Origin of the sequence: Variovorax beijingensis (assembly GCF_007828835.1) — a bacterium.
Lineage (GTDB): Bacteria > Pseudomonadota > Gammaproteobacteria > Burkholderiales > Burkholderiaceae_C > Variovorax > Variovorax beijingensis_A.
Genome location: NZ_VIVL01000001.1, coordinates 1,097,501 through 1,122,613, shown reverse-complemented (window position 1 = coordinate 1,122,613; position 25,113 = coordinate 1,097,501). Strand labels below are relative to the sequence as shown.

The 25,113-nt window shown below is 65.8% G+C and carries 27 protein-coding genes; 18 read left to right on the top strand and 9 right to left on the bottom strand.

What is annotated here, in order from left to right; translation table 11 throughout:
• Nucleotides 1–24 precede the first annotated feature (24 nt).
• Complete coding sequence (locus FB547_RS05365) at nucleotides 25–1,404, bottom strand: ATP-binding protein (RefSeq protein WP_145740210.1); 1,380 nt, start codon at nucleotides 1,402–1,404, stop codon at nucleotides 25–27.
• A gap of 47 nt (nucleotides 1,405–1,451) precedes the next feature.
• Nucleotides 1,452–1,871: an organic hydroperoxide resistance protein gene (locus FB547_RS05360; protein ID WP_015867198.1), complete on the bottom strand. Its 420-nt coding sequence runs from the start codon at nucleotides 1,869–1,871 to the stop codon at nucleotides 1,452–1,454.
• Between the two features lie 202 nt (nucleotides 1,872–2,073).
• Here FB547_RS05360 and FB547_RS05355 point away from each other — a divergent pair, with 202 nt between their 5' ends.
• Both FB547_RS05355 and FB547_RS05350 read left to right on the top strand, forming a co-directional pair.
• A complete protein-coding gene (locus tag FB547_RS05355) occupies nucleotides 2,074–2,814 on the top strand; it encodes a response regulator (RefSeq protein WP_145740209.1) in 741 nt (246 codons plus the stop codon).
• A gap of 64 nt (nucleotides 2,815–2,878) precedes the next feature.
• A complete protein-coding gene (locus tag FB547_RS05350) occupies nucleotides 2,879–3,130 on the top strand; it encodes a hypothetical protein (RefSeq protein WP_145740578.1) in 252 nt (83 codons plus the stop codon).
• Here FB547_RS05350 and soxR read toward each other — a convergent pair.
• The 5 genes from soxR to FB547_RS05325 are packed head-to-tail and all read right to left on the bottom strand — an operon-like array spanning nucleotide 3,111 to nucleotide 7,204.
• Nucleotides 3,111–3,593: a redox-sensitive transcriptional activator SoxR gene (soxR, locus tag FB547_RS05345; protein WP_145740208.1), complete on the bottom strand. Its 483-nt coding sequence runs from the start codon at nucleotides 3,591–3,593 to the stop codon at nucleotides 3,111–3,113. The genes FB547_RS05350 and soxR overlap by 20 nt on opposite strands.
• Before the next feature lie 47 nt (nucleotides 3,594–3,640).
• Nucleotides 3,641–4,615 carry a Bug family tripartite tricarboxylate transporter substrate binding protein gene (locus FB547_RS05340; RefSeq protein ID WP_145740206.1) on the bottom strand — a complete coding sequence of 325 codons (975 nt, stop codon included), beginning with the start codon at nucleotides 4,613–4,615 and terminating at the stop codon, nucleotides 3,641–3,643.
• Nucleotides 4,615–5,820 (bottom strand): 3-oxoadipyl-CoA thiolase, encoded by a 1,206-nt coding sequence (gene pcaF, locus FB547_RS05335; protein ID WP_145740205.1) that lies wholly within the window; start codon nucleotides 5,818–5,820, stop codon nucleotides 4,615–4,617. Before pcaF ends, FB547_RS05340 begins: the two co-directional genes overlap by 1 nt.
• A gap of 35 nt (nucleotides 5,821–5,855) precedes the next feature.
• Nucleotides 5,856–6,506 carry a 3-oxoacid CoA-transferase subunit B gene (locus FB547_RS05330; protein WP_145740203.1) on the bottom strand — a complete coding sequence of 217 codons (651 nt, stop codon included), beginning with the start codon at nucleotides 6,504–6,506 and terminating at the stop codon, nucleotides 5,856–5,858.
• Complete coding sequence (locus FB547_RS05325) at nucleotides 6,503–7,204, bottom strand: 3-oxoacid CoA-transferase subunit A (protein ID WP_015867205.1); 702 nt, start codon at nucleotides 7,202–7,204, stop codon at nucleotides 6,503–6,505. The genes FB547_RS05330 and FB547_RS05325 overlap by 4 nt, the downstream gene beginning before the upstream one ends.
• A gap of 158 nt (nucleotides 7,205–7,362) precedes the next feature.
• Between FB547_RS05325 and FB547_RS05320 the strand changes: the two genes are divergently transcribed.
• Both FB547_RS05320 and FB547_RS05315 read left to right on the top strand, forming a co-directional pair.
• A complete protein-coding gene (locus FB547_RS05320; protein WP_145740201.1) occupies nucleotides 7,363–8,148 on the top strand; it encodes an IclR family transcriptional regulator C-terminal domain-containing protein in 786 nt (261 codons plus the stop codon).
• Between the two features lie 94 nt (nucleotides 8,149–8,242).
• Complete coding sequence (locus tag FB547_RS05315; protein ID WP_145740199.1) at nucleotides 8,243–9,715, top strand: esterase-like activity of phytase family protein; 1,473 nt, start codon at nucleotides 8,243–8,245, stop codon at nucleotides 9,713–9,715.
• A gap of 30 nt (nucleotides 9,716–9,745) precedes the next feature.
• On the opposite strand, the gene FB547_RS05310 is transcribed toward FB547_RS05315, so the two are convergent.
• Both FB547_RS05310 and FB547_RS05305 read right to left on the bottom strand, forming a co-directional pair.
• The gene (locus FB547_RS05310; protein WP_145740198.1) at nucleotides 9,746–10,762 is read right to left on the bottom strand and encodes a Bug family tripartite tricarboxylate transporter substrate binding protein; all 1,017 of its coding nucleotides are present in this window, start codon (nucleotides 10,760–10,762) and stop codon (nucleotides 9,746–9,748) included.
• A gap of 148 nt (nucleotides 10,763–10,910) precedes the next feature.
• Nucleotides 10,911–11,624, bottom strand: coding sequence for a helix-turn-helix transcriptional regulator (locus FB547_RS05305; RefSeq protein WP_261380219.1), 714 nt, complete (start codon nucleotides 11,622–11,624; stop codon nucleotides 10,911–10,913).
• Between the two features lie 361 nt (nucleotides 11,625–11,985).
• Between FB547_RS05305 and FB547_RS05300 the strand changes: the two genes are divergently transcribed.
• The 14 genes from FB547_RS05300 to FB547_RS05235 all read left to right on the top strand — a co-directional run bounded on the left by FB547_RS05300 (nucleotide 11,986) and on the right by FB547_RS05235 (nucleotide 25,110).
• Nucleotides 11,986–13,170 (top strand): tetratricopeptide repeat protein, encoded by a 1,185-nt coding sequence (locus FB547_RS05300; RefSeq protein ID WP_145740196.1) that lies wholly within the window; start codon nucleotides 11,986–11,988, stop codon nucleotides 13,168–13,170.
• Nucleotides 13,170–14,597 carry a murein L,D-transpeptidase family protein gene (locus FB547_RS05295; RefSeq protein WP_145740195.1) on the top strand — a complete coding sequence of 476 codons (1,428 nt, stop codon included), beginning with the start codon at nucleotides 13,170–13,172 and terminating at the stop codon, nucleotides 14,595–14,597. Before FB547_RS05300 ends, FB547_RS05295 begins: the two co-directional genes overlap by 1 nt.
• A gap of 414 nt (nucleotides 14,598–15,011) precedes the next feature.
• On the top strand, nucleotides 15,012–15,206 hold the full coding sequence (locus FB547_RS05290; protein ID WP_145740193.1) for a Flp family type IVb pilin: 195 nt from the start codon (nucleotides 15,012–15,014) through the stop codon (nucleotides 15,204–15,206).
• Nucleotides 15,207–15,219: 13 nt separating this feature from the next.
• Nucleotides 15,220–15,717, top strand: a complete 498-nt coding sequence (locus FB547_RS05285) for a prepilin peptidase (protein ID WP_145740192.1) — start codon at nucleotides 15,220–15,222, stop codon at nucleotides 15,715–15,717.
• A 66-nt stretch (nucleotides 15,718–15,783) separates the two neighbouring features.
• On the top strand, nucleotides 15,784–16,767 hold the full coding sequence (gene cpaB, locus FB547_RS05280) for a Flp pilus assembly protein CpaB (protein WP_145740190.1): 984 nt from the start codon (nucleotides 15,784–15,786) through the stop codon (nucleotides 16,765–16,767).
• Between the two features lie 49 nt (nucleotides 16,768–16,816).
• Nucleotides 16,817–18,184, top strand: coding sequence for a type II and III secretion system protein family protein (locus FB547_RS05275; RefSeq protein ID WP_261380218.1), 1,368 nt, complete (start codon nucleotides 16,817–16,819; stop codon nucleotides 18,182–18,184).
• 35 nt (nucleotides 18,185–18,219) lie between these two features.
• A complete protein-coding gene (locus tag FB547_RS05270; RefSeq protein WP_145740573.1) occupies nucleotides 18,220–19,503 on the top strand; it encodes a CpaE family protein in 1,284 nt (427 codons plus the stop codon).
• Between the two features lie 9 nt (nucleotides 19,504–19,512).
• A complete protein-coding gene (locus FB547_RS05265; RefSeq protein ID WP_145740188.1) occupies nucleotides 19,513–20,829 on the top strand; it encodes a CpaF family protein in 1,317 nt (438 codons plus the stop codon).
• A complete protein-coding gene (locus tag FB547_RS05260; protein ID WP_145740186.1) occupies nucleotides 20,822–21,802 on the top strand; it encodes a type II secretion system F family protein in 981 nt (326 codons plus the stop codon). Before FB547_RS05265 ends, FB547_RS05260 begins: the two co-directional genes overlap by 8 nt.
• Nucleotides 21,799–22,764 carry a type II secretion system F family protein gene (locus FB547_RS05255; protein WP_145740184.1) on the top strand — a complete coding sequence of 322 codons (966 nt, stop codon included), beginning with the start codon at nucleotides 21,799–21,801 and terminating at the stop codon, nucleotides 22,762–22,764. The genes FB547_RS05260 and FB547_RS05255 overlap by 4 nt, the downstream gene beginning before the upstream one ends.
• A complete protein-coding gene (locus FB547_RS05250) occupies nucleotides 22,761–23,693 on the top strand; it encodes a hypothetical protein (RefSeq protein WP_145740182.1) in 933 nt (310 codons plus the stop codon). Before FB547_RS05255 ends, FB547_RS05250 begins: the two co-directional genes overlap by 4 nt.
• The gene (locus FB547_RS05245; protein WP_145740180.1) at nucleotides 23,690–24,112 is read left to right on the top strand and encodes a DUF3613 domain-containing protein; all 423 of its coding nucleotides are present in this window, start codon (nucleotides 23,690–23,692) and stop codon (nucleotides 24,110–24,112) included. The genes FB547_RS05250 and FB547_RS05245 overlap by 4 nt, the downstream gene beginning before the upstream one ends.
• 30 nt (nucleotides 24,113–24,142) lie before the next feature.
• Nucleotides 24,143–24,613 (top strand): TadE/TadG family type IV pilus assembly protein, encoded by a 471-nt coding sequence (locus tag FB547_RS05240; protein ID WP_145740178.1) that lies wholly within the window; start codon nucleotides 24,143–24,145, stop codon nucleotides 24,611–24,613.
• A gap of 5 nt (nucleotides 24,614–24,618) precedes the next feature.
• A complete protein-coding gene (locus tag FB547_RS05235) occupies nucleotides 24,619–25,110 on the top strand; it encodes a TadE/TadG family type IV pilus assembly protein (protein ID WP_186454110.1) in 492 nt (163 codons plus the stop codon).
• The last annotated feature ends 3 nt before the right edge of the window (nucleotides 25,111–25,113 follow it).

Below are 25,113 nucleotides of genomic sequence, written 5' to 3'. Positions count from 1 at the left end.
TGTTTGGGGGTTGTCGGTGGCGAATCAGCCCTGGAGGACAGTGCGGACGGGCGCGGCGTCCAGCGCGAGCCGGGCCTCGAGCCCGCCTTCGGCGCGGTTCTTCAGCGTGAGCTCGGCGCCCATGGCCATGGCCAGCTGGTGCGCAATCGCCAGGCCCAGGCCGGTGCCGCCGGTGCTGCGGTTGCGCGAGCTTTCGACGCGGTAGAAGGGCTTGAGCACGGCGTCGAGTTCGTCCGGCGGAATGCCCGGGCCGTTGTCGAGCACGCTCAGCACCAGGCGGCCGTCTTCTTCGGCCTGCACGTGCAGGCGCACCTCGCTGCCGAACTTGAGCGCGTTGTCGATCAGGTTCATCAGGATGCGGCGCAGCGCATGAGGGCGGCTCACGATCGGCGCGCCGGCCTTGCCTTCGAGCCGCACCTGCTGGCCCACGTCTTCGTAGTCGGCCACCATGCTCTCGAGCAGCGCGTCGGCATCGATGCGCAGTGGCGGCTCCGCGGCGCCGTGGAGCGTGCGCGCATAGGTCACGCCTTCGCGCACCAGCGAGTGCATGGCGTCGAGGTCCTGGCGGAATTTCTCGCGGTCGCGCTCGTCGTCCATCAGGTCGGTGCGCAGCCGCATCCGCGTGATGGGTGTCTGCAGGTCGTGCGAGATGGCTGCGAGGATCTCGACGCGCTCGGACATGTAGCCGGCAATGCGCTGCTGCATGGCATTGAAGGCGCGCGCCGCATGCGCCACCTCGGTGGGGCCCTCTTCCGCGAGCGTGCGGCCCTTGAGGTCGGGCCCGAGCCCGTCGGCCGCCTCGGAAAGCTGCGCGAGCGGCCGCGTCACGAGGCGCACCGCATACCAGGCGCACACGGCCAGCACCAGCAGCTGGGCCGCAAGCAGCCACATCACCCAGCCCGACACCGGCATGCCCACGCGCATCGCATGAACGACCACGGAAGACCCGTCGCCCAGGCGCACCTGGATCTGCAGGCCCTCGGGCGGCCAGGCCACCTCGCCGACCTTGACGATCGGGAACGGGCGCATCGCATCGACGATGGCCGCGGCAAACTGCCGCGACTGCTCCGAGGCCGGTTCGGTGCCCTCTGCGCTGCCGCCCAGCACGAAGCGGTAGTTGCGCCGCTCCAGCCGGTCGAGCCAACCGGCGCGCTCGGCCGCGGGCAGGCGGTCGAGGATGGCGACCGAACTCGCGATGTCGCGCTCGATGCCGATCATCATCAGCTCGCGCAGCGCCATGTTCCGCTCGTAGCGGATCGCCGCGAAGGTGAGCAGCTGCGCGATCGCCAGGCCCACCACGATGATCAGCGTCACGCGGGAGAACAGCGAGCCGGGCAGCAGCCGGTGCCAGCCGCGCACAGCGCCGGCCGGGTTCGCAGGAGGATTCGCGGAAGTCGAGGACATGGACACCTTCTTGTTCATGCGGCGTGGCTCTGCACGCCGCCGCTGGCTCACACCAGGTGGATGGAAACGTCGATATTGCCCCGGGTGGCCTTCGAATAGGGACAGGTCTGGTGCGCCGCATCCGTCAGGGCCTGCGCCACTTCGCGGTCCAGGCCCGGCAGGCTCACGTTGAGGCGCGCCTGCAGGAAGTACTCGCTGCCCGCTGTGCCCAGATCGACTTCGGCATCGACGGCCAGGTCAGGCGGCAAGGCGACCTTCATCCTGCCCGCCGCCTTGCCCATGGCGCCGATGAAGCAGGCCGACCAGCCGGCCGCGAACAGCTGTTCCGGGTTGGTGCCGCTGCCGGCGCTGCCGGGCGACGAGAGCTTGATGTCCAGGCGGCCGTCGGAGCTGCGCGCCTCGCCGTCGCGGCCACCCGAAGAGGTGCGGGTCTTGCCGGTGTAGAGAACTTTTTCGATGCGGGTCATGGTGGTTTCCTTGGGAAGGGTTGGTTCGGGAACGCACGGATTGTTGGGCCGCCCTCCCCCTGCCCGCGCAGATCGCGTATGCCTGTGTACCGCGCCCGCCGCCCCAGATACTTGCGAATACAAAACCGCCGGCCGGCAGCGGGCGGGAGGCTACATTGCGTCTGCGGGGCGCCTCCCGCACCCACCCTTTTTGCTCACTGCCATGACGCCAAAGACCTCCGACCACATCCTCATCGTCGACGACGACCGGGAAATCCGCGAACTGCTCACCACCTACCTGGTGAAGAACGGCTTGCGCGTGGTCGCGGTGCCCACCGGCCGCCACATGCGCGCCGCGCTCGAAGAGTCGGGCCCGTTCGACCTGATCATCCTCGACCTGATGCTGCCGGGCGAAGACGGGCTCACGCTCTGCCGCGACCTGCGCACCGGCAAGTACAAGGCCACGCCCATCCTGATGCTGACCGCGCGCAGCGAGGAGGCCGACCGCATCCTGGGCCTGGAGATGGGCGCCGACGACTACCTGGCCAAGCCCTTTTCCGCACGCGAGCTGCTCGCGCGCCTGCGCGCCGTGATGCGCCGCACGCGCATGCTGCCGCCGAACATGGGCGCGGTCGAACCCTCCCAGAAACTGGCCTTCGGCGAATGGCAGGTCGACACGGTGGCGCGCCACCTGATCGACGACAGCGGCACGATGGTGGCGCTGAGCGGCGCCGAATACCGGCTGCTGCGCGTGTTCCTCGACCATCCGCAGAAGGTGCTGAGCCGCGACCAGCTGCTGAGCCTCACCCAGGGCCGCGAGGCCGAGCTCTTCGAGCGCTCCATCGACCTGCTCGTGAGCCGGCTGCGCCAGCGCCTGCGCGACGATGCGCGCGAGCCCCGCTACATCAAGACCGTGCGCAGCGAAGGCTATGTGCTCGCTTCGGCCGTCGCAGCCATGGACTGACCGCGAACCAGGGCTTTTCATCCCGCTTGACCTCAAGTTAGGTTGAGGCTGCACATTGCGCAGCATGAACCATGACCCGCAACCCTCCGCCCGCGTCGCGCAGGCGCTCCAGATCCATCGAAGCATCGCGGCATGCCATGCACACCTTGCGCAGAACGACGGCGTCCATGCGCTGACGGCCACGCTGATGCTGCCCTGCTACCGCGCCGAATTCGAGCGGCTGATGCTCGCAATGTCTGCGGCGGAAAGAAACGAATTGATGCCGATGCTCCCCCTCGGCGAAGTGCGGCAGTCCCTCAATCTTCCGCGCGCCTGATCACCAGGCGGCGGGCGCCGGACCCTTCCGACGACAGCTTGTCGGCCGGATTGCGCAGGCGGCAGCGGTCGATCGACAGGCAGCCGCAGCCGATGCAGTCGTCGAGCGTGTCGCGCAGCTTCTTGAGCTGGGCCATACGCTCGTCCAGCTCCGCGCGCCAGCCGGCGGAAAGCCGCGCCCAGTCCGCGCGGCTGGGCGCGGCCGAGGTGGGCAGCGTGGCCAGCGCATCGGCAATGTCGGCCAGCGCGATGCCCACCCGCTGCGCGACGCGGATGAACGCCACGCGCCGGAGCACGTCGCGCGCATAACGGCGGTGGTTGCTTGGCGCCCGGTGGCTCGCAATGAGGCCCTTGGCTTCGTAGAAGTGAAGGGTGGACACCGGCACCCCGCTGCGCTGCGCGACCTCGCCCACGGACAGCGTGGCGGGAAAATCGCGCGGTGGTTCTGCTGGCTTGGATTTCATCGAGACCTCTCAACCTCGACTTTAGTTGAGGTTGAGAGGCCGCGTGCTCACTCGACGGTGGCGCCGGAAGCCTTGACGATGCCGGCCCACAGCGCGCTTTCCTTCGCGATGAGGGCGGCGTATTCGGCCGGGCCGCCGAGCAGCGGCACGGCGCCTTCCACGCCCAGGCGCGACTGGAATTCAGCGCTGCCCGCCACCTGGAGCATCTGCGCCGAAAACTCCTTCACGAAGGCGCCCGGCGTGCCGCGCGGCGCGAGGATGCCGTAGGTGAGCGTGCTCTCGAAACCCGCGAGTTCGCGCAGGCCCGACTCGGCCACGGTGGGCACGTCGGGCAGCGAAGGCAGGCGCTTTGCGCCCGTGACCGCAATGGCGCGCAGCCGGCCGCCCTTGACCAGCGCGAGCGCGGGCGGAACGACGCTGAACATCATCTGCACCTGCCCGCCCGCCAGGTCGGTGAGGCCGGGGTTGGTGCCCTTGTAGGGGATGTGATTGATCCGAGTGCCGGTGCGCTCTGCAAAGAGCTCGCCGGTCAGGTGGCCGCCGGTGCCGCTGCCGCTGGAGGCGTAGTCGAGCAGGCCCGGCCGCGCCTTGGCTTCGGCGACGAGCTCGGCCACGCTGCGGATCTTCGATGCGGCGGGCACCACCAGCACCAGCGCGGACGAAGCGAACATGGCCACGGGCAGCAGGTCCTTGCGCGCGTCGAACTTCAGGCCCTTGTAGAGCGCCGGGTTGATCGACACGGTGCCCGTGTGGCCCAGCAGCAGCGTGCTGCCGTCGGGCGCGCTGCGCACCACCTGCTCGGTGCCGAGGTTGCCGCCCGCGCCGGGCTTGTTGTCGACGATGACGCCCTGCCTGCGCAGCTCGCCCAGGCCCTTGGCCATCTGGCGCGCGAACACGTCGTTGCCGCCGCCGGCCGCAAAGGGCACGACGATGCGGATCGGCCGGGCGTCGGCCTGCGCATGCGCGGGCAGCGCTGCCGCGGCCGCCAGCCCCAGCAGCAGGCCGCGTCGGGCGCGGTCCATCAGACGCGTTCCAGGATCACGGCAATGCCCTGGCCCACGCCGATGCACATGGTGCACAGCGCATAGCGGCCGCCGCCCTTGTGCAGCTGGTTGACCGCGGTGGTGGCCAGGCGGGCGCCGCTGGCGCCCAGCGGGTGGCCGAGCGCAATGGCGCCGCCGTTGATGTTGACGCGCGGGTCGTTGTCCTGCAGGCCCAGCAGGCGCAGCACGGCCAGGCCTTGCGCCGCGAAGGCTTCGTTGAGTTCGATCACGTCGATCTGGTCGATGGTGAGGCCGGTGAGCGCCAGCACCTTCTGCGTGGCGGGCGCCGGGCCGATGCCCATCACGCGCGGCGCCACGCCGGCCGTGGCCATGCCGACCACGCGGGCGCGCGGCGTCAAACCATGCCTGGCGGCGCTGGCTTCGTCGGCCAGGAGCAGCGCACAGGCGCCGTCGTTCACGCCGCTGGCATTGCCGGCCGTCACGGTGCCGTCGGGGCGCACCACGCCCTTGAGCCTGGCGAGCGATTCAAGGCTGGTTTCGCGCGGGTGCTCGTCCTTGTTGACGATGATCGCGTCGCCCTTTTTCTGCGGCACGGTCACCGGCACGATCTCGGCGTCGAAGAAGCCGGACTTCTGCGAGGCCACGGCGCGCAGCTGCGAGTTGAGCGCCATCAGGTCCTGCGCCTCGCGCTCGATCTTGTAGTCGGTGGCCACGTTCTCGGCCGTCTCGGGCATGGAGTCGACGCCGTACTGCGCCTTCATGAGCTTGTTGACGAAGCGCCAGCCGATGGTGGTGTCGTACACCGCGTTGTTGCGGCTGAAGGCGCTCTCGGCCTTGGGCATGACGAAAGGCGCGCGGCTCATGCTTTCGACGCCGCCGGCAATCATCAGGCCCGCTTCGCCGGCGCGGATGGCGCGCGCGGCGGTGCCCACGGCATCGAGGCCCGAACCGCACAGGCGGTTGATGGTGCCACCGCCAACCTCGAGCGGCAGGCCCGCGAGCAGCGCCGACATGCGCGCCACGTTGCGGTTGTCTTCGCCGGCCTGGTTGGCGCAGCCGTAGAGCACGTCGCCCACGGCCTGCCAGTCGACGTTCTTGTTGCGTTCCATCAGCGCCTTGAGCGGCACGGCGCCGAGGTCGTCGGTGCGCACGCTGCTGAGCGAACCGCCGTAGCGGCCGAAGGGGGTGCGGACGGCGTCGCAGATGAAGGCTTGGGTGGTCATGTGAGTTGTCTCTCTCTCTGATGGGTTGAATGGGATCAGGCGGCGATCGGCAGGCCGACCAGCTTCTCGAGTTCCTCGCGGCTCAGGCCCCCGACCAGGTCGACGAGCTTCAGGCCCTCGGGCGTGCATTCGAGCGTGGCCAGGTCGGAGTACACGCGCTTGACGCAGGCGATGCCGGTCAGCGGATAGCTGCATTCCTTCACCAGCTTGCTTGCGCCCTGCTTGGTCAGCAGGTCCATCATGACCCAGGTCTGCTTGGCGCCGATGGCCAGGTCCATGGCGCCGCCGACCGCGGGAATGGCGTCCTTCTCGCCGGTGTGCCAGTTGGCCAGGTCGCCGGTGGCCGACACCTGGAACGCGCCGAGCACGCAGATGTCGAGGTGGCCGCCGCGCATCATCGCGAAGCTGTCGGCATGGTGGAAGAACGAGCCGCCCGGCAGCAGCGTCACGGGCTGCTTGCCGGCGTTGATGAGGTCGTAGTCTTCCTGGCCGGCTTCAGGCGCAGGGCCCATGCCGAGAATGCCGTTCTCGCTCTGCAGGATGACCTCGCGGCCCTTGGGCAGGTGGTTGGCCACCAGCGTGGGCTGGCCGATGCCCAGGTTGACGACGGCGCCGTCGAAGATGTCCTGCGCCACGCGGGCTGCGAGCTGGTCCTTGGTGCGACGTTGGTAGGTTGTCATGGTCATGCTGCCTTCTTGAAGCCGCCGGCCTGGGTGGCCACGCGTTCGATGCGCACCACCTGGTGCACGAAGATGCCCGGGGTCACGACGGTTTCGGGGTCGAGGGTGCCGAGCTCGGCGATGTCGTGCACGGTGGCAATGGTCTTCTTCGCGGCCATGGCCATCACCGGGCCGAAGTTGCGCGCGGCCTTGCGGTAGACCAGGTTGCCCCAGCGGTCGCCGCGCTCGGCCTTGATGAGCGCCACGTCGCCGTGGATCGGGTATTCGAGCACGTACTGCTTGCCGTCGATCTCGCGGGTTTCGCGGTTGCCCGCGAGCTGCGTGCCGTAGCCCGTGGGGCAGAAGAAGGCACCGATGCCCGCGCCCGCGGCGCGGATGCGCTCGGCCAGGTTGCCCTGGGGCACCAGTTCGAGTTCGATCTTGCCGCTGCGGTAGAGCCCGTCGAACACCTGGCTGTCGGCCTGGCGCGGAAAGCTGCAGATGATCTTGCGCACGCGGCCGGCCTTGAGCAGCGCGGCCAGGCCGGTTTCGCCGTTGCCGGCGTTGTTGTTGACGACGGTGAGGTCCTTGGCGCCCTGCTCGACGAGGCCGTCGATGAGTTCGCCGGGAATGCCGGCGGTGCCGAAACCGCCGATGAGAACCGTGGCGCCGTCTGGGATGCCTGCCAGGGCATCGGCGACCGAGCGCGCGATCTTGTTGATCATGAAGCCTGTCTCCGGGAGTGAGGGAAAGAAAGAGAAATCGAACCGTGCGAACGACCTGCCCGAACCATCCGACCCGACCGGCTGATTCTGCGAATCGCCGATTTGTTCGTATGAAGAACATTTGTTCGTATAATGAATTCTAAAGAGGATCGTTCCACATGGCAACCCATACCCCGCAAACAGAGACGCCCGCCCCCGGGGACAGCTACGTGCAGTCGTTCGCGCGAGGCCTGCAGGTGATCCGCTCGTTCAGCGAAAGCGCGCCGCGCCAGACGCTCAGCGAGGTGGCGGCCGCCAGCGGGCTCACGCGGGCCGGCGCGCGGCGCATCCTGCTCACGCTGCAGACGCTGGGCTACGTGGTGAGCGACGGCAAGCTCTTCACGCTCACGCCGCGCATCCTCGACCTGGGCTTTGCGTATCTTTCCTCGATGCCGATCTGGAACCGCGCCGAACCGGTGATGGAAGCGCTGGTGCAGCAGGTGCAGGAGTCCTGTTCGGCCGCGGTGCTGGACGCCACCGACATCGTCTACGTGATGCGCGTGCCCACCAAGAAGATCATGCACATCAGCCTGGGCGTGGGCTCGCGCCTGCCGGCCTACTGCACCTCGCTGGGCCGGCTGCTGCTGGCCGACCTGGGCGACGACGAGGTGCGCGCGCGGCTCGAGGCCTCCGACCGCCAAGCGCTCACCAAGCACACGGTGACCGACGTGGATGCCCTCATGGCCAAGGTGGCGCAGGCGCGCAGGCAGCAGTGGTGCCTGGTCAATCAGGAGCTGGAAGAAGGCCTGATCTCGGTGGCTGCGCCCATCGTCAACCGCCAGGGCCGCATGGTGGCCGCGCTCAACATCAGCGGGCAGGCCAACCGCACCAGCGCCAAGGTGATGCAGGAAACCATGCTGCCCGCACTGCGCGAAGCGGCGGACCGGATCTCGCGGTTGCTCTGAGCGCCCCCGATTCGCCCTGAGCGAAAGGACATTCACGGCCAGGTCACACCGGCTTTCTAGATTGCACCCTCACAACAAAACCGGAGGGTCAATCATGTCCAGTCGCTTCATCTCGTCCGCCTTGCCGCGCCATCTGGCGATCGCCGCCATTGCATCCGCAGTCCTCGCCGCGTGCGGCGGCGGTGGCAACAACGGCATCGTCTTTCCGCCCGTGGCGGGCACGCCCGCTCCTTCGCCGGCCCCTGCACCGGCGCCTTCGCCTGCGCCTGCGCCTCCACCGCAGGACCCCAGCGCCGGCCTGCCGCACAAGCTCACCGGCTGGGCCTCGCTGCCCGACAGCTTCCGCCGGCCCGGCCCGACCACCGGCCAGTTCATCACCAGCGCGCTCGGCGTGACGCCGCCCTTCGTCGACGGCCAGCCGCTGCCCGGCTTCTCGGCGCTGCTGAAGAACGACGACGGCAACTGGACCGCCATGCCCGACAACGGCTACGGCAGCAAGAGCAACTCCGGCGACTTCGTGGTCGGCTTCTACAACGTCAGCATTGACTTCCGCACGGTGGCCAACGGCACGACCGTTCCCGGCACCGTGAAGGCCAACAGCCACATCGCCTTCAACGACGCCAAGGGCTTCCTGAAGGACGGCAAGGGCGTGGACCTGAAGATCACCGCCGACTTCGCCAACTACCAGACGGTCTCGGGCAACAACCTCGTCGACAGCGGCAAGCCGGTGGACTCGCGCATCGTCAGCGGGCGCCTGCTGACGGGCTTCGATCTCGACGTCGAGTCGATCGCCCGCGCGAACGACGGCACCTACTTCGTGGGCGAGGAGTTCGGCCCCTACATCCTGCACTTCGACAAGGATGGCACGCTGATGGGCGACCCGGTGCCGCATCCCTTCCTGCGCAGTCCGTCCAACCCGCTGGTGATGAACGAAGGCGCCACCGCGACTTCGCTTTCGAGCCGCGGCTTCGAGAGCCTGGCCTTCAACGGCGACAAGACCCGCCTCTACGCGGTGCCCGAGGCAGCGCCTTCGCTGGCCTCGCTGCGCCCGGTGGCCGATGACGAGCGCTACCTGAACTTCTTCGAGTTCGATCCCGCCTCGATGCTCTACACCGGCAAGAACCCGGTCTACAGGAAGGACGGGCCTGCCAAGGACAACCAGATCGTCATCGGCGACATGACCAACATCGGCGGCAACAGGTTCGTGCTGATCGAGCGCGACAGCCTCTACGGCTCGAAAGCCGTGGTCAAGCGCCTCTACATGGTGGACCTGGACGTGAAGGACGCCGACGGCGCGCTCAAGAAGACGCTGCTGGTCGACCTGCTGAACATCTCCGACCCCGCCGACATCGGCGGTCCGCTGGCCAACGTCGCGAACGGCAAGTTCAGCATGCCCTTCGACTCCGTCGAGAGCGTCGAGGTGGTGGACGACTACACGCTCGCCGTCGCCATCGACACCAACTTCCCGAGCGAGGACGGCCGCGTGCCCGGCAAGCCGGACGACACCGAGATCATCACGATCCGCTTCGAACAGCCGCTGTTCAAGCGCGGCACGCCGAAGACCTGACGACGCCCCCGGTGCGGGCCCCGGAGGGCATCAGCCCTCCGACTGGATGCCCTTCATGATGATCACGCCGCCCAGGCGCGTGGTGTCGGCGCGCATGCGCTTGGCCAGCGCGTCGGGCGAGCCGGGCTGGGCCTGCCAGCCGGTCTTCAGCAGCGCCTGGCTCACGTCGGCCGAGCTGATGACTTCGACCAGCGCGGCATTGAGCCTGGCGATGGCCGCGGGCTTCATGCCCGCGGGCGCGGCCAGCGCGGTCCAGATTTCCAGGTCGGCGCCGCGCACGTCGGCGTCGCGGATGGTGGGCAGCTCGCCCGCCAGCGGGCTGCGCTCGGGCGAGGTCACGCCAATGGCCTTGATCTTTCCCGACTTGACGTGCGGCAGGGCCAGCCCGGGCGGCAGCAGGGCCAGCTGGATCTCGCCCGCCAGCAGGCCCGCAATGACCTGCGGGTTGCCCGTATAGGGCTTGTGCTGCGCGGTGATGGCGGCGCGGCTCTTGATGAGTTCCATGCCCAGGTGGCCCACCGTGCCCACGCCCGGCGTGCCGTACTTGCCGCCGCTGCCGAGGTTGCGCACCCACAGCAGCTGTTCGGCCGAGGTCTTGCCCGGGGCGTTGCCCGACACCGCCAGCACCAGCGGCGCGGTGCCGATCATGCCGACCGGCGCAAAGTCTTTCTCGGGGTCGAAGCTCAGCTTGGGATTGAGCAGCCTGGCAATGGTGAGATTGCCGTTGATCAGCGCTCCGATGGTGTGGTCGTCGGTCGCCTTGGCCACCTGGTCGGCCACCAGATTGCCGCTGGCGCCGGGCTTGTTCTCGACCGTGACCGGCTGGCGCAGGATCTTCGACAGCGGCTCGGCAATGGCGCGCGCCGCCAGGTCGGGCGATGCGCCGGCGGGAAATCCCACGAGGATGCGAACAGGCTTGGTCGGCCAGGCGGCGTCGCCGCCGGCAGCGGCGGTGCCGGCGCGCTGGGCCCACGAACCGGGTGCAAAAAGCGATGCGGCAACTGCTGCTGCGCCGCTTTCGAGCAAGCGGCGTTTGGTGATCTTCAAGATGGCTCCAGAAAGAGTGGGAGAGAGTCCGGCAACGTTGCTGACGTCGCACTTACAGAACGTTACAGGATCGTGCTGCATTGCGCAACCGTTGACCCTGTTGCAGGCACGCCCGCGCGCCAGCCTCCGCGCCTCGATCCGCGCCGTGTCAGTTGAAGAGGCCCTGCTGCGTGGCCTGGTGCACCGCCTGGGTCCGCGACTTGACGGACAGCTTGCGGTAGATGTTCTTCGCGTGAAACTCGATGGTGTTGACCGAAAGCGACACCGCCTCGGCGATCTGCTGGTTGCTCCAGCCCTGGGCAATGAGGCGCAGCACTTTCAGCTCGCGCGGCGACAGCAGCGGTTTGCCCTCTGCCGGGCCCGCGGGCATGGGCTGGATGGCGATCGGCTTCGGCTGGGCGGAGGCCGCGAACAGGCCGAGGATGCGGCGCGCAATGCGCGAATCCACCGGCGCGCCGCCGCGTTCGATGGAGCGCAGCAGGAACGCGAGTTCGGCATCGTCGGCCTCGGTCAGCACGTAGCCCACGGCACCCGCGGCAATGGCGGCGCCCACCAGGCCGTCATCGTCGGTTTCCGACATGGCGATGGCGTCGATGTGCGGATGGGCAATGCGCACGTGGCGGATCAATGCCGCGCCATCGCCCTCCGGCCCGTCCATGCCCACGAGAACGACGCTGAAGGCCTGCGCGGCCAGCATGAAGCGGGCCTCGGCCTGCGTCGAAGCGGCCGCCAGCTGCAGGCCGGGCGCTGCCATGGCAAGAATGCGCCGCATGCGCTCGGACACGCTCGGGCTGCCCTCGACGATGAGGGTGCCACCGCGCATGCCGGCACCAGGGCTGCCGGCGGATATCTGATTGGCCACGCGCACTTTCCTTTCGGCCGCACAAGGCGTGCCGAGATTGATCTTTGGCCTGAACATTGCATGAACGATGCCCGGCCGGGGAGGCCGTGTGGCGCCCGGCATTTCGATGCATGCAGGCACTTCGATCTTCATTGGCGAACCGGCTCCGGACCTGCTTTTCAGAGGCTTGGAAGGTGCGGCTGGAACGGCCGTTTTTGAGGCCTCGCGTTACGCATTTGCCACAGCGCCTGTTACGTAACGCACCCCTCGGCCACACAGGTTTGAAGCGGTCAATTCGGGTGCCCGCACTGTGTCCGAAGGTTACTCCCCCACTTACAATCCCTGCCGCATCATTCCTTCCCCCTACCAGGTCTCGTCCGCAATGCCAAAGAGCCCCCTGCCGCGCACGCGCTTCAGCTTTTCACCCACCGTGCGTGCCCTGCTCCTGGCCGCCGCCTGTGGCATGGCGTTGCCGGTGCTCGCCGCGATTGAGCATGATGAAGTCGACCGGCTCATGCAGGCCGGCAAGCTCGACGAGGCCATGACCCGCGCCGATGCCTTCCTGAAGGACAAGCCCAAGGACCCGCAGATGCGCTTCCTCAAGGGCGTGATCCAGCTCGACACCGGCAAGCGCGCCGAGGCCATTGCCGCCTTCACCCAGCTCACGCAGGACGCCCCTGAACTGCCCGAGCCCTACAACAACCTCGCCGTCATCTACGCGAGCCAGAACCAGTTCGACAAGGCGCGCAGCGCGCTCGAGAGCGCCATCCGCACCAACCCGAGCTATGCCACCGCGCAAGAGAACCTCGGCGACGTGTATGCGCGGCTGGCCAGCCAGGCCTACAGCAAGGCGCTGCAGCTCGACCAGAACAACACCGCGGTGCAGCCCAAGCTCGCGGTGATCCGCACCCTGTTCACGCCCGCGCCGGCCGGCGGCAAGCCCTCCGCCGTTGTCGCGGCGGCAGCGCCCGATGCCACGTCCCGCGCGGCGCCGGCTGCGAAGGCTGCGGCACCTGCTCCGGCGCCCGCTCCCGTCGCGAAGGCGCCTGCCGCTCCGGCGCCCGCGCCCACGCCTGCACCGGCACCCGTCAAGGCAGCAGCGGCTCCCGCAGCCACACCAGCGCCTGCAGCACCGCCACCGCCCCCCACGGTGGTGGCCAAGGCACCCGAGGCTGCTCCGGTGCCCGCGGCGCCCGCGCCAGCACCGGCCGCCGCGCCCTCTTCCACCTCCACCGCCGAAGTCGAATCGGCCGTGCGCGGATGGGCTGCCGCATGGGCCGGCCAGGACATGGACCGCTACCTTGCCTCCTACGGCGCCGACTTCAACCCCGGCGGCGGACAAAGCCGCAAGAGCTGGGAAGAAGAACGCCGCGCGCGCATCGTCGGCAAGTCGAGCATCAGCGTGAACATCGAGAACCTCGTGATCAGCGTCAACGGACAAGCCGCGACCGCCAAGTTCCGCCAGATCTACCGCGCCGACAACCTCAACATCTCGAGCCGCAAGACGCTCGAACTGCAGCGCGCCGGCAACCAGTGGCACATTCGCAAGGAAAGCGTCGGCGGCTAGTGGCAGACATCGTCCGGCGCAGCCGGCTTCGGAACCCCGCGCTGCGGCGTGGCGCGAACATGCTTGCCGCGCTCATGGCGGCATCGGCCCTGCTGTTGGCAACACACGGCGCGGCCGCATCGACCAAGTCCGCGAACGCCAAGACCAGCGGCGCCAAGGCCAAGGCTTCGGCCGGCCGTCCAGCCGCCCGGGAAGCCAAGACCAGGACGGCAAAAAAGGCTTCCGCCGCAGACGCAAGAACCGCTGCGGCAGCCAAGGGCGCCCCGCGCAGCAAGACGGCAGCCGCATCTTCCCCCGCAGCCCTTCAGCAGGCCAGCAGCGCCGAAGCCCGCCTGATCGCGGTCTACGAACTGTTCGGGCGCGGCCAGCCGCGTCCCGCGCTGGCCAAGGCCCGCGACCTGGTGCGCGACTATCCCAACTTCCAGCTCGCGCAGCTCGTCTATGCCGACCTGCTCGCCACGCAGGTGCCGCCCGCGCACGCCTTTTCCGACGCCACCGGCATCGCGCGGCTGCGCAGCGACCCCGCCATGGCCGACCTGCGCGAGGAATCCCGCCGCCGCCTGCAGGCTCTGCGCGACAGGCCGCCGGCCGGCACCGTGCCTTCGCAGTTCCTGGCGCTGTCCACGCGCAGCCGCTATGCCATTGCGGTCGACGCCTCGCGCTCGCGGCTCTACCTGCTCGAGAACTCCGACAAGGGGCTGCAGCTGGTGGCCGACTACTACGTTTCGGTCGGCAAGTCGGGCATCGGCAAGGCCACCGAGGGCGATGCGCGCACGCCGCTGGGCGTGTACTACGTCACCAGCAGCCTCGACCCGAAGTCGCTGCGCGACTTCTACGGCGCCGGCGCGCTGCCCATCAACTACCCCAACCCCTACGACGTGCGGCGCGGCAAGACCGGCAGCGGCATCTGGCTGCACGGCACCCCGCCCCAGCAGTTCTCGCGCGCGCCGCTGGCCAGCGACGGCTGCGTCGTCATGGCCAACCCCGACCTGAAGCAGCTGCTGCGCAAGGTGCAGATCGGCGCCACCCCCGTCGTCACCGCGCCCAGCCTGCAGTGGATTCCGCGCCCGCAGGCCGAAAAGGAAGCCCAGACCTTCACCAGCGCAATTTCGGCCTGGAAAGATGCCAGGGCCAATGGCAATGAAGCGCAATTGAAGAAATTCTATTTGCCCGATTTCCAGCGCAACAGCAGCAACAAGAAAAACACCGACGGCTTTTCGGTGCTCCACGACGAAGTGGAATACGCCCAGGGCAAACGCGTGCAGTTCAAGGACATGTCTTTCCTGCATTGGCGCGACGGCGACGACACCATGGTCGCCACCTTCGGCGAAGTCTTCGAAGGCGAGAAAAGCGGGCGCACCCGGCGCCAGTACTGGCTGCGCCAAGGCAGCGAGTGGAAGCTTTTCCACGAAGAAATCCTCGGCTGAGACCCTCTTCGGCAGAGGGGTAGGTACCCCATAGGTGTGACTTTTTGCACAAGCAAAGCACCTATCTTGGGCGTTACATCTACCGTTACAACCGCGTGCTACGTAACACGTAACGACTTTGTTCCCGTAACAAACACCGGTTGAATGTTCCCAAGGAACGTAACGTTGTTCACTCATTCATGGGATGCGCATACACCGTGTCAGAGGGAAAAATGTGTTCCAGGACTGTTACTCATGCTTCCGGGCGAGGGCTTCCTGGGGACGGCGAGGGGCTGGCCGCCTTCCTGCTTAGACCATACGGCCTAGCACAGGAAGGCCTTGAACCCACGGGTTACTGTTGTTGATACACGGAGTTACGCTGTATAACATCCACCTGGCCAGCCTCACTTGTTAACACTTTTTTAAGGGGAAATCATGCTTCGCTCTATTACTCGTTTTCTGCGCGATGAAGAAGGTGCTACTGCAATTGAATATGGAATTATTGCGGGGTTGATTTCGGTGGCAATTATTTCCTTCCTCCCTGGCATTGGCACAAAGCTCGGCGTTATTTTTCAGAAAATCGACACTGCCATCACGTCGGCAGGAACCCCTGCAGGACCGACGCAATAAAGCACTTCTATCTATGGCGCTCGCGCTGCTGCTATGGCTCATTCTTGCCATCGTCTATGACCTTCGCGAGCGCCGAGTCCCAAATTGGCTCGTGTTATTTGGCGGTGTCTTCGCGCTGGCGGCACTTGCCACCTCACAGCCATTCGATATCGGATGGTCTGAAGCGGGCTTGGGCGCTGCAGTGGGCTTCGGTTTTCTGCTGCCTTTTTATGCCACCGGCCTCATGGGAGCAGGCGACGTGAAGTTCGCAGGCGCCTTGGGGTTGTGGGTCGGTTTGTCGGATTTGATACCGATCTGGGTCGTGGCCAGCCTGATGGCTTTCGCCCACGCAGTTCTTTGGCGAAAGCTAAGAGACTGGCCCGTTTTTCCGCGACTTACCTCGATGCTCGTCGGGCCGTTGCGCGATTCCGAACCCGACGTCCCAACTCGGCGGGTTCGCATCATTCCTTATGCGGCCTATCTCGCGCTGGCCGCCGCGGTGTGGATGGTTTGGGGTCGACAGAGTAGCTAATCGCTCCGCCGCCACGAGCTGTTCATCGATAGCTCTCGCATTGCTCCTTCCTCGACACGCCGCCCAATGATCAATCTGACCAAAGTCATCGCCGCCATCCTCGTGCTCCTGGCCCTCGCGCTCGGGAGCTATGCATGGATGCTCAGCCGCCAGCCTCCACCTCCCGTTGCGGTCGCCCCCTCCGCCTCTCCCGGCAAGGCAGCCCAGGCACAGACCTTCCCGGTTGTCGTTGCAGCCAAGCCGCTGCCCGCGGGCCAGGCGATCCCCGCCGACGCGCTCCGCATCGAACGCCTGACGATCAATCCCGTGGGCGCCTTCCAGGACACCGCACCGCTCGCGGGGCGTGTGCCCGTGATCGATTTGAGCGAAGGCACGCCGCTTTTCGAGGGCCAGCTTGTTTCCGGTCTGGCCCTGCGCGTCGCCGAAGGCGAGCGTGCGGTCGCCATCAAGGCCGACGAGATCATGGGTGTGGGCAACAAGGTTCAACCCGGCGACTTTGTCGACGTGTTCCTGATGCTCAAGTCTGACGCAAAGGACATCGACCGCAGCCAGGCACGCCTGCTCCTGTCGCGCAAACGCGTGCTGGCCTACGGTAGCGCCTCCGTCGACGGTTTGCCTTCCAAGATGGACAAGAACGGCGGCGCACAACAGGCCCAGCGGTCCGAGCCGGCCCGGACCGCAGTGCTCGCGGTGCCGGTGGACGACATCAACCGACTCACGCTGGCCGAGAACAGCGGCCGCTTGCTGCTCGCGCTGCGCAACCCGACTGACATGTCGGAGCCCGATCCGAAGCTCTTTGCCGAGTTGCCCACCGCCCTTCAACCACCTCCGCCAAAAGCCGGCGAACCACGCCGCCCCCCACTCGAAGGTTTGGACCGCGCTCAAGCCGGCGTCACAACCGCAGATTTCGTGACCGGTGGCAAGCCAGGCACCTTGCGCGCCCCGGCCATTGCTGCCGCGCAGACTCCGGCGACCCGCACCGGTGATTCCCGCGGCGGGCTCAAGGTCGAAGTCATTCGCGGCGACCGCAGCGAAACCATCAACTACTGACCAGCAAACAAGTGGCACGCCCATGCACGCCACGCAGGAAACGAACACCATGACGATCGCCTTTCGCGCGAAAACAACCGGTCCGGCACGTCCTCTGCGTCCCACACTCGCGGTGCTGTGCTTGCTGGCATCGGGCGTCTGGCCCGGAGTGTCCGCCGCCGCAGAGGCGGCAGAGGCGGCATCTGCCCGCCCCGCGCTGCAACTGCGGATCGATGCCGGCACGCAAAAGGAATTGCTGATCAGCAAGGGCATCGAGCGCATGGCCATCGCCGACGAGGCAGTGGCCGGTGTCGCACTCACCCGCCAATCACCCAACTCACCGGCCGCGCGGCTCATCGTCACCGGCAAGGCTGCGGGCCGGACCACGCTGATGATCTGGGAAAAGGGCCAATCGACTGCCACGGTCTATGCGCTTGAAGTGCGGCGCCGCGCCTCCACGCTCTCCGGTTCCCTCAACAGCATGACCGCGCACCAGGAAGCACGCGACGCGGCCATGGCCGCCGGCGGAGAAAAAACGGCGTTGATCGACCGTTCCGTCGTCAACGTGCGAAGCAGCACCGTGCAGGTCGAGGTCAAGATTGTCGAGTTCAACCGCAGCGTGCTCAAGCAGGCCGGCCTCAACATCTTCAGCACGCGCGCCAATTCCAACGGCTTCAGCTTCGGCGTGTTCACGCCGTCGTCGCTGGGTTCCACAACTTTCAGTAGTAACGGCTCGATCAGCGGTGAATACAACAACCCGCTCGCCCAAGCCTTCAGCCTGCTGTTCAACTTCGGCAAGGCCGGCATTGGCCTGAACGTCGGCTTCCTCGAAGGCAACGGCATGGCCCGCGTGCTTGCCGAGCCCACGCTGGTGGCGCTGTCGGGCCAGAGCGCGAGCTTCCTGGCCGGCGGCGAACTGCCCGTGCCCGCACCCCAGGGCCTTGGGACCACGAGCATCGAATACAAGCCGTTCGGCATCGGTCTCACGCTCACGCCCACCGTGCTGTCGAACGACCGCATCGTGCTGAAGGTGGCGCCTGAAGCGAGCGACCTGGACTACACCAACTCGCTCAGCATCGGCGGTGTGGCAGTGCCCGCCATCAGCACGCGCCGCGCCGACACCACGGTGGAGCTCGGCGATGGCGAGAGCTTCATCATTGGCGGCCTCGTGAGCCGCACCACAACTTCGAATGCCGACAAGGTTCCGCTTCTCGGCGACATTCCGGTGCTCGGAGCCTTCTTCAAGCAGAACAAATACCAGATGAGCGAGAAGGAACTGGTGATCCTTGTCACGCCGCATCTGGTGAAGCCGATTGCGCGCGGTACGGATCTTGGTCCGTATTTGCCGGGTGGTGCCGAACAGCGCGATGGCCCCGTGTGGCGCGCGCATCTGCTGGGGCCGGCCTCGGGCACGACGGTGCCGGGCTTTTCGCGCTGACAGAACCGAACTACGCAAAGCCCTTGGCCCACGCCATGAACGCCCCACGCGACAGCCTTCCTGAAATCGGTGCAGAGACCTATCTCTTCGCATCGCAGAACAGCAGCCACATCACATGGCTGAGCGACGCGCTCAACCAGTTGGGCGCGGTGGTGATCCTTCCCTCCGAGCCCAAGTCGATCGACGAGCGGATCGCCATGCTCAGTCCGGCGGCGGTCTTTCTCGATTTCTCGGGCGACCACGCCGCGGCGGCGGGCGAACTTCACCAGCGACTCAAGCGCGAATGGCCGACACTGCCGGTGCTGGCGACAGGCATTTCAGCCGAGCCGGCTTCCATGCTTGCCGCGCTGCGTGCCGGCGTGGACGATTTCGTCGACATGAGCGCGCCGCCGACCGATGCAATCAACACGCTGCGCAAGCTGGTCGATCGTCAAAGCACGCTGCAAAGCCGCGCCCGTGGATGCACGCTTGCACTGCTTGGCGCCAGGCCAGGCATCGGCGTGACCACGCTCGCAGCCAGCCTGGCGTTGATGCTCAATGACCAGCCGTCTCAAACGGCCGCGCCTTCTCACAGCCGCAACACGCGCCGCGGCGTGGCGTTGCTCGATCTCGGGTTGCCGGCCCGCGACGGTCTTCTGTATCTGGACACCCAAAGCGGCTTCAGCTTTGTCGATGGCGTGCGCAGCCTGCGCCGCCTCGACCAAACGCTGCTGCACACCGCGCTGGCCCATCACACGAGCGGCGTGGCTGTACTTCCACTGCCCGCAAGCCTTGCGCAGGTGCGCGAGATCTCGCATGCCGATTCGATGGCGCTGATCAAGCGGCTCGGCGACTTCTTCGATTTTCAGATTGCCGACCTCGGCGGTTTTTCAACCCTCGATTTCGTTGCACAGACCGTGAAGATTGCCCAGCACAGCTGGGTGGTGTGCGACCAGAGCATCGGCGCGATCGTCTCTACCGCGAACATGCTCAAGGAACTGCGCACCCGAGGCATCGACACCGATCGGTTGTCGCTCGTGGTCAACAAGTTCGACAGCCATGTGGGGCTGCCGGCCAAGGACATTGCCGATCGTCTCGAACTGCCGCTGCACCATGTGCTGCCGGCGAGAGGAACGCAACTTCTGGCGGCAGCGAGCCGCGGCGAGATGCTGGTGCGCACCGCGCGCAACGACGCGTATTCGCAAGCCGTGGCCGGCCTCGCACGCGGATTGACCCAGCAATACATGTCCGACGCGGGCGAGCCGCCAGCCAAGGAGTCCAGTTGGTTGGCTCGAATGTCGCAAGTTGCCGGCTTCTGGAAAAGCTCTAGTCAAGGTTGAAACGCCTCTATGTCCAACGATCTCGAATTCGCCGACGACGACCAGGCGTTCGTCAACTCCCAGCAGTTCCAGGACATCAAGAGCTGGACGCATGACCATCTGCTGAGCCGCATCGAAGAACTGGGGGCGGAGTTCGGCCGCTGGTCGCGCGCTTCGATCCAGCAATTTGTCGAACTGGAGGTCGACAGCTTCGTCCGGCTGCGCCGCGTGCCAATCAACAACCGTGAGATGCAGCTCATCTCCGATGCGTTGACCAAGGAGCTTGCAGGCTTCGGGCCGCTCGAAGACCTGCTCAACGACCCTGCCGTCGAAGACATCCTGATCAACGGCTACCAAAACGTGTACGTGTCACGCCACGGCATGCTGGAGCGCGAGACCGTGCGCTTTGCCGATGCAGAGCACGTGATGCGCATCGTGCGCCGCATCCTGGCGCCGCTCGGCCGGCGCCTCGACGAATCCAATCCGATGGTCGATGCGCGCCTGCCCGATGGCGGCCGCATCAACGTGATCATTGAGCCGCTGGCCATCGACGGGCTCTCGGTCTCGATCCGCAAGTTCCGCAAGGAACCGCTCACGCCGGCCGATCTGGTGAAGCTCGGCACCTTCGACGCCGGCATGGCGCAGTTGCTGGAGATTGCGGTGCGGGCGCGCTGCAACATCCTTGTGAGCGGCGGCACCAGCTCGGGCAAGACATCGCTGCTCAATGCGCTCGCCACCTTCATCCCTGCGCGCGAGCGCGTCATCACCATCGAAGACACGGCGGAACTTTCGTTAGGCACCAGCCATGTCGTCCGGCTCGAAAGCCGCCCCGGTGGCTTCGACGGCACGGGCGTGGTGTCGATCCGCGACCTGCTGCGCAACAGCCTGCGCATGCGGCCGGACCGCATCATCGTGGGCGAGGTGCGCGGCGCCGAAGTGATCGAGATGATGCAGGCGATGAACACGGGCCATGAAGGTTCGATGGGCACCATCCATGCCAGCTCGCCGCGCGAATGCCTCTACCGGCTTGAGATGCTCGCGGGCTTTGCCGGCTACCAGGGCAGCGAAGTGAGCCTGCGCCGGCAGATTGCCAATGCCATCGATTTCATCGTACAGATCGGACGCCTGTCGAGTGGGCAGCGCCGCATCCTTTCATTGAGCGAAGTCACCGGCGTCAACGACAACGTGGTCGCAATGCAGGAGCTCTATCGCTACGAACCGATCACCTCGCCCGACGGCGAGGAGCGCGATCGCTGGATATCGCTGGGCATTGCGCCGCATTCACCCAAGATCACGCGCTTCCGCCAGTCGCTGGCACGAAGCCAGCAGGGAGACAGCCGTGGCTAAGGTCCTGCTGACGGTGGCTTGCGTCGCGCTGCTGCTTGCAGCCGCGGGGCTGCTGCTGTGGCAATGGGCGAAAGGGCGCCAGGCACGCCAGGCGGCGGGACGGCATCTGAACCAGCAGATTCTGGCCAGCACGGCGGCTGCTGCGTCGCTGCCAATACCTTTGCGGGATCTGCCCAGTGGCGGTCTCATGACTGACCCGTGGCTCGAGACCGATGCAAGCGCGGCGGCTTCCGCCCCCGTCGGGCTTCTTGAAAAAGCCTTGCCTGACTGGCTGATGGGCGTAATCGATCCACGCATGGCCGCGCTGGGCTTGGCCGCCATCGTAGCGCTGGCTGCGCTTGCGGGTCTGTTTGGCGGCTGGATCGCGGCGCTGAGTGCGCTCGCTTTGCTGGCGGTCCTCGCGATCTTCGTTATCTGGCTGCGGCTACAGAAGTTCCGCCGCAAGCTGGTCAGTCAGTTGCCCGCCTACATCGACGCAATGGTGCGATTGATCACTATCGGCAACTCCACGCAGGCGGCGTTCCAGCTTGCGATTGCCACCACCGAGGTTCCCTTGCGCGGCCTACTGGAACGCGCAGCATCGCTGGTGCGCGCTGGCATGGATCTGGACCGCGCCCTGCACCAGACGGCCCGCAGCGTACGCATCGACGAGATGTACCTATTGGCCTCCATCCTCGGCCTGGGTGTGCGTTATGGCGGCCGCGCTGATCTGCTGCTGGAACGTGTCGGCAACTTCATGCGCGACCGTGAGCAAGCAGGGCACGAGTTGGTCGCCATGTCGGCGGAAACCCGGCTCTCTGCCTGGATTCTGGGACTGCTGCCCTTGGGCGTGGGCACTTTCCTCATCATGACCAATCCCGCTTACTTCATAGGAATGTGGAATGACGGCACGGGTCGTATGCTGATCTTCTCCTCGGCAGGCCTTCAATTGATCGGCGTCGCCCTCCTTTATCGATTGGCAAGGCTGACATGACGTTCTCGCCCAATCAACTCGCCATCCTTGGCCTGGCGTTACTCGCGCTAGGTCTCATGGCTGGAGCAGGCGCCCTGATTGCGACCGAACTGCGTCGCGCGCGCAGTGGGAAGGTCATCGGCCGCGCCATCCACCAGGTCGTGGAAGCTCCGGATTTGTCGAAAGTTTCCGCTGATGCGGAAGAAGAGCCTGGCGCCTCGGCGAAACCTGATATCGAACTGCCGTTCCATTGGCTCGATTCGCGGCTTGGCCGGACGCTTGTAGCAGATGAAGACCGGAACCTCATTGACCAGTGCGGTCTTTCCTCGAAGCGAACACAGCTGATTTTTCTGGTGACTCGCGTTCTGCTCGCATTGCTTCTTCCTCTTCTGGCCTATATGACGTGGGGTGAGAAACACACGGGGCGCACCGTCGTCATCGTTCTTGCTGGCGCTTTTGTCATCGGCTTTATGGCGCCCAAATGGGTGCTCGGACGCTTTGCTGCCGCACGGCGCGAGCGGGCGAATCAGGAGCTTCCGCTCTTCATCGACCTGCTGCGTCTTCTTCAGGGCGTTGGATTGAGCCTGGACCAGAGCCTGCAGATCATGGCCAGCGATTTCTCGCATGTGTTACGCGTGCTCGGCTATGAATTGACCTTAGCCAACAACCAGTACAGCCGTGGTCGCAGCCGCGAGCATTCATTGCAGCGCCTCGCAACCTTGCACAAGAACGAGAACCTTCGAGGGCTCGTATCTTTGCTGGTGCAGGTCGATAAGCACGGCGGCGCTGTGCAGGAACCCTTGCGCATCTTCAGCGACCGGCTGCGCGAGCACCGGCGTTCCGAAATGAAGGAAAAAATCGGAAAGATCACCGTGAAGATGACCGCCGTGATGGTATCCACGCTGCTGCCGGCACTGGTCATCGTCACGGCGGGACCAGGCTTCATCGCGGTATTCCGATCACTGGGAGTTGTCGCCAAATGAAAACGCTGGACTTTTGCAACTGCTTGTCCGCAGTGCGCCGCATGCTGGCTTTCGCCTCCGCAGGCGCCGCGGCTCTCGTTGTCGCCGGCTGTGCCGGCATCAAGGATCAGTACGCCGCCAGCGCGGACGCGCAACAGCGCATGGCCGCCGAAGCCGCCGCGGACACGAAAGCAGGAGCAACCGTAGACACCCAAGCAACCTATCTCAAGCTCGTCGAGCAGATGCAGAAAGAAGACCTGTGGTTTGCATCGCTCGCACACATCGATGCGCTCGAACGACGATGGGGAGTCTCGCCCGAATCCACGCGCGTGCGCGCTGAAGCGCTGCGCCAAACAGGGCAGGCCGCCGCTGCCGAAGCCTCCTACCAGCGGCTGATGGGTACACCGCTTGAAGGGTTCGGCTATCGCGGATTGGGTCTCTTGGCTGGAGCGCGCGGCAACTATCCCGATGCCGTGCAGTTTCTGAGGCAAGCCCAACACCGGGCGCCAACGGATGCCCTGCTGCTGAGCGACCTCGGCTATGCCCAATTGCGCGCGGGCTCGATCGACGAAGCCCGGCTTCCGTTGATGCAGGCGCTGCAGCTTCGCCCTGACAGTACGCAGGCACAGGCGAATCTTGCGCTTTATCTCGAACTCAGCAATCAGCAAGAGCAGGCGGCGGCCATGATGGATGCGAACCGGATGTCCTCCGCCGCACGTTTGGCGATCAAGGAAGCCGCGCAGCAGCTCCGTCGTGGCAGAGCTGTGGCTCCCGCCTCGCCCCTCGCTACAGGGATGACAGTCCGCGAGGAACTTGCTCCGCCACTTGTGCTCAAGGCCTCGCGCTCGTCCAACCTGATCGGTGTGCGCACCGCCACTCGGTCGAATCCAGTGGCAAACGCCCCCTCAACACCCCCGTCACCGATTTCGACTTCGCGAGATACCCCATGAACAAGAAAATCGACATCGCTTTTCGCGCCCTGTCCGCATGCAGCTGGCTCGTCGCAGTCCTTGCCTTTCCGTCAGCGGCGATGGCCCAGGGCGCGGCAACTTCCGGATCGACTAGCTCGTCCACGGCCGAAAGCGCGCAGGCCACGGCTCAAGCTTCGACCAATCCGCCTCAGAACGAAGCCGCAAACGCAGAAGGAGCCGAGGAGCTTGGCTATGCGCCTTTACAAGTGGGTGACGCCACCCAGGGCTTGCTGGCTTGGCAGCGCGGTGGTGATATCGCGTCCAAAACACCGCGCCCAATCGGGGGAAACGTCGCGCAGCGCAGCTATGAGCGCTATCTGAAGAGTTTCGAATTTCCAATACCGGAACGGTTGAGTTCGACAGTCAAGAGCACCACCGGTAGCGGCAGCGCGAAGTAGTCCGCGACAACACCTGACTCATTGCGCCCAATGAAGACCATCCGCGCACTCTCAACACCACGCAATCAGCGCGGCGTGTATGCGATTGAGTTCGCGGTAGTTTTCATGGCCTTCTTCAGCATCCTCTATGCCGTCATCTGCTATGGGATGCTGTTCGCCTTCCGTCTCGGACTGCAGAACGCGGCCGAAGACGGCGCCAGAGCGGCACTGCAATATCAGAGCAGTCTGGATGCCCGAAAAAAACGCGCGACGGATGTCGCAACCTCTCAGAGCGACTGGATGCCGCAAGTGGTGAAGCCCACCGTGTCGGCGCAGATCTGCCGAGTTGAGGGAATCAACCAATGCTCGCCGATCACTTGCGGACCGTCATGGAGCCAACGATGCCAAGTCGAAGTTCTCGTACAAGCCGACAACCTTGGATCGCTGCTGCCTCCTTTGCCGAGCTTCGCCGTGCCGAACCAGATTGCCGGCAAAGCGAGCATGCTGCTTGAGTTGAGGTGAAAGCCGTGTCCGCCACAAGCATCCGACTGCGTACCAGAACCACCGCTCTCAGCATTCAGCGCGGTGTTGCCGCTATCGAGTTCGCCTTCGTTTTCATATTTCTCTTTCTTGTGATGTACGGACTGGTGAGCTTTGGCGCGATCTTCTACATGCAGCAAGCCGTCTCTCGCGCCGCAGAAGATGGCGCACGTGCGGCGATGCTGCTACCGCAACCACCGGATCAGGAGAGTGTGCGCCAAGTCGTTTTCGATTCGCTCGCGCGCTCACTTGTCGTTCCCTTCTCCGCCAATTCCGACACGGCGAGCAGAAAGCACTGGCTCTCGACCAATGTTACGGTCGCCTCCTGTTCGGCCGCACCGGGCGCTACAAGTTGCATGGTGACTGTCACCTACCTCTACAAGAACAATCGTATCCTGCCTTCTGTGTCGCTGTTGGATACCAGTTGGGTGCCGGACAACTTGCGGAGCAGCGCAACCGCTGCGCTTCGACCGTCGTGAGAG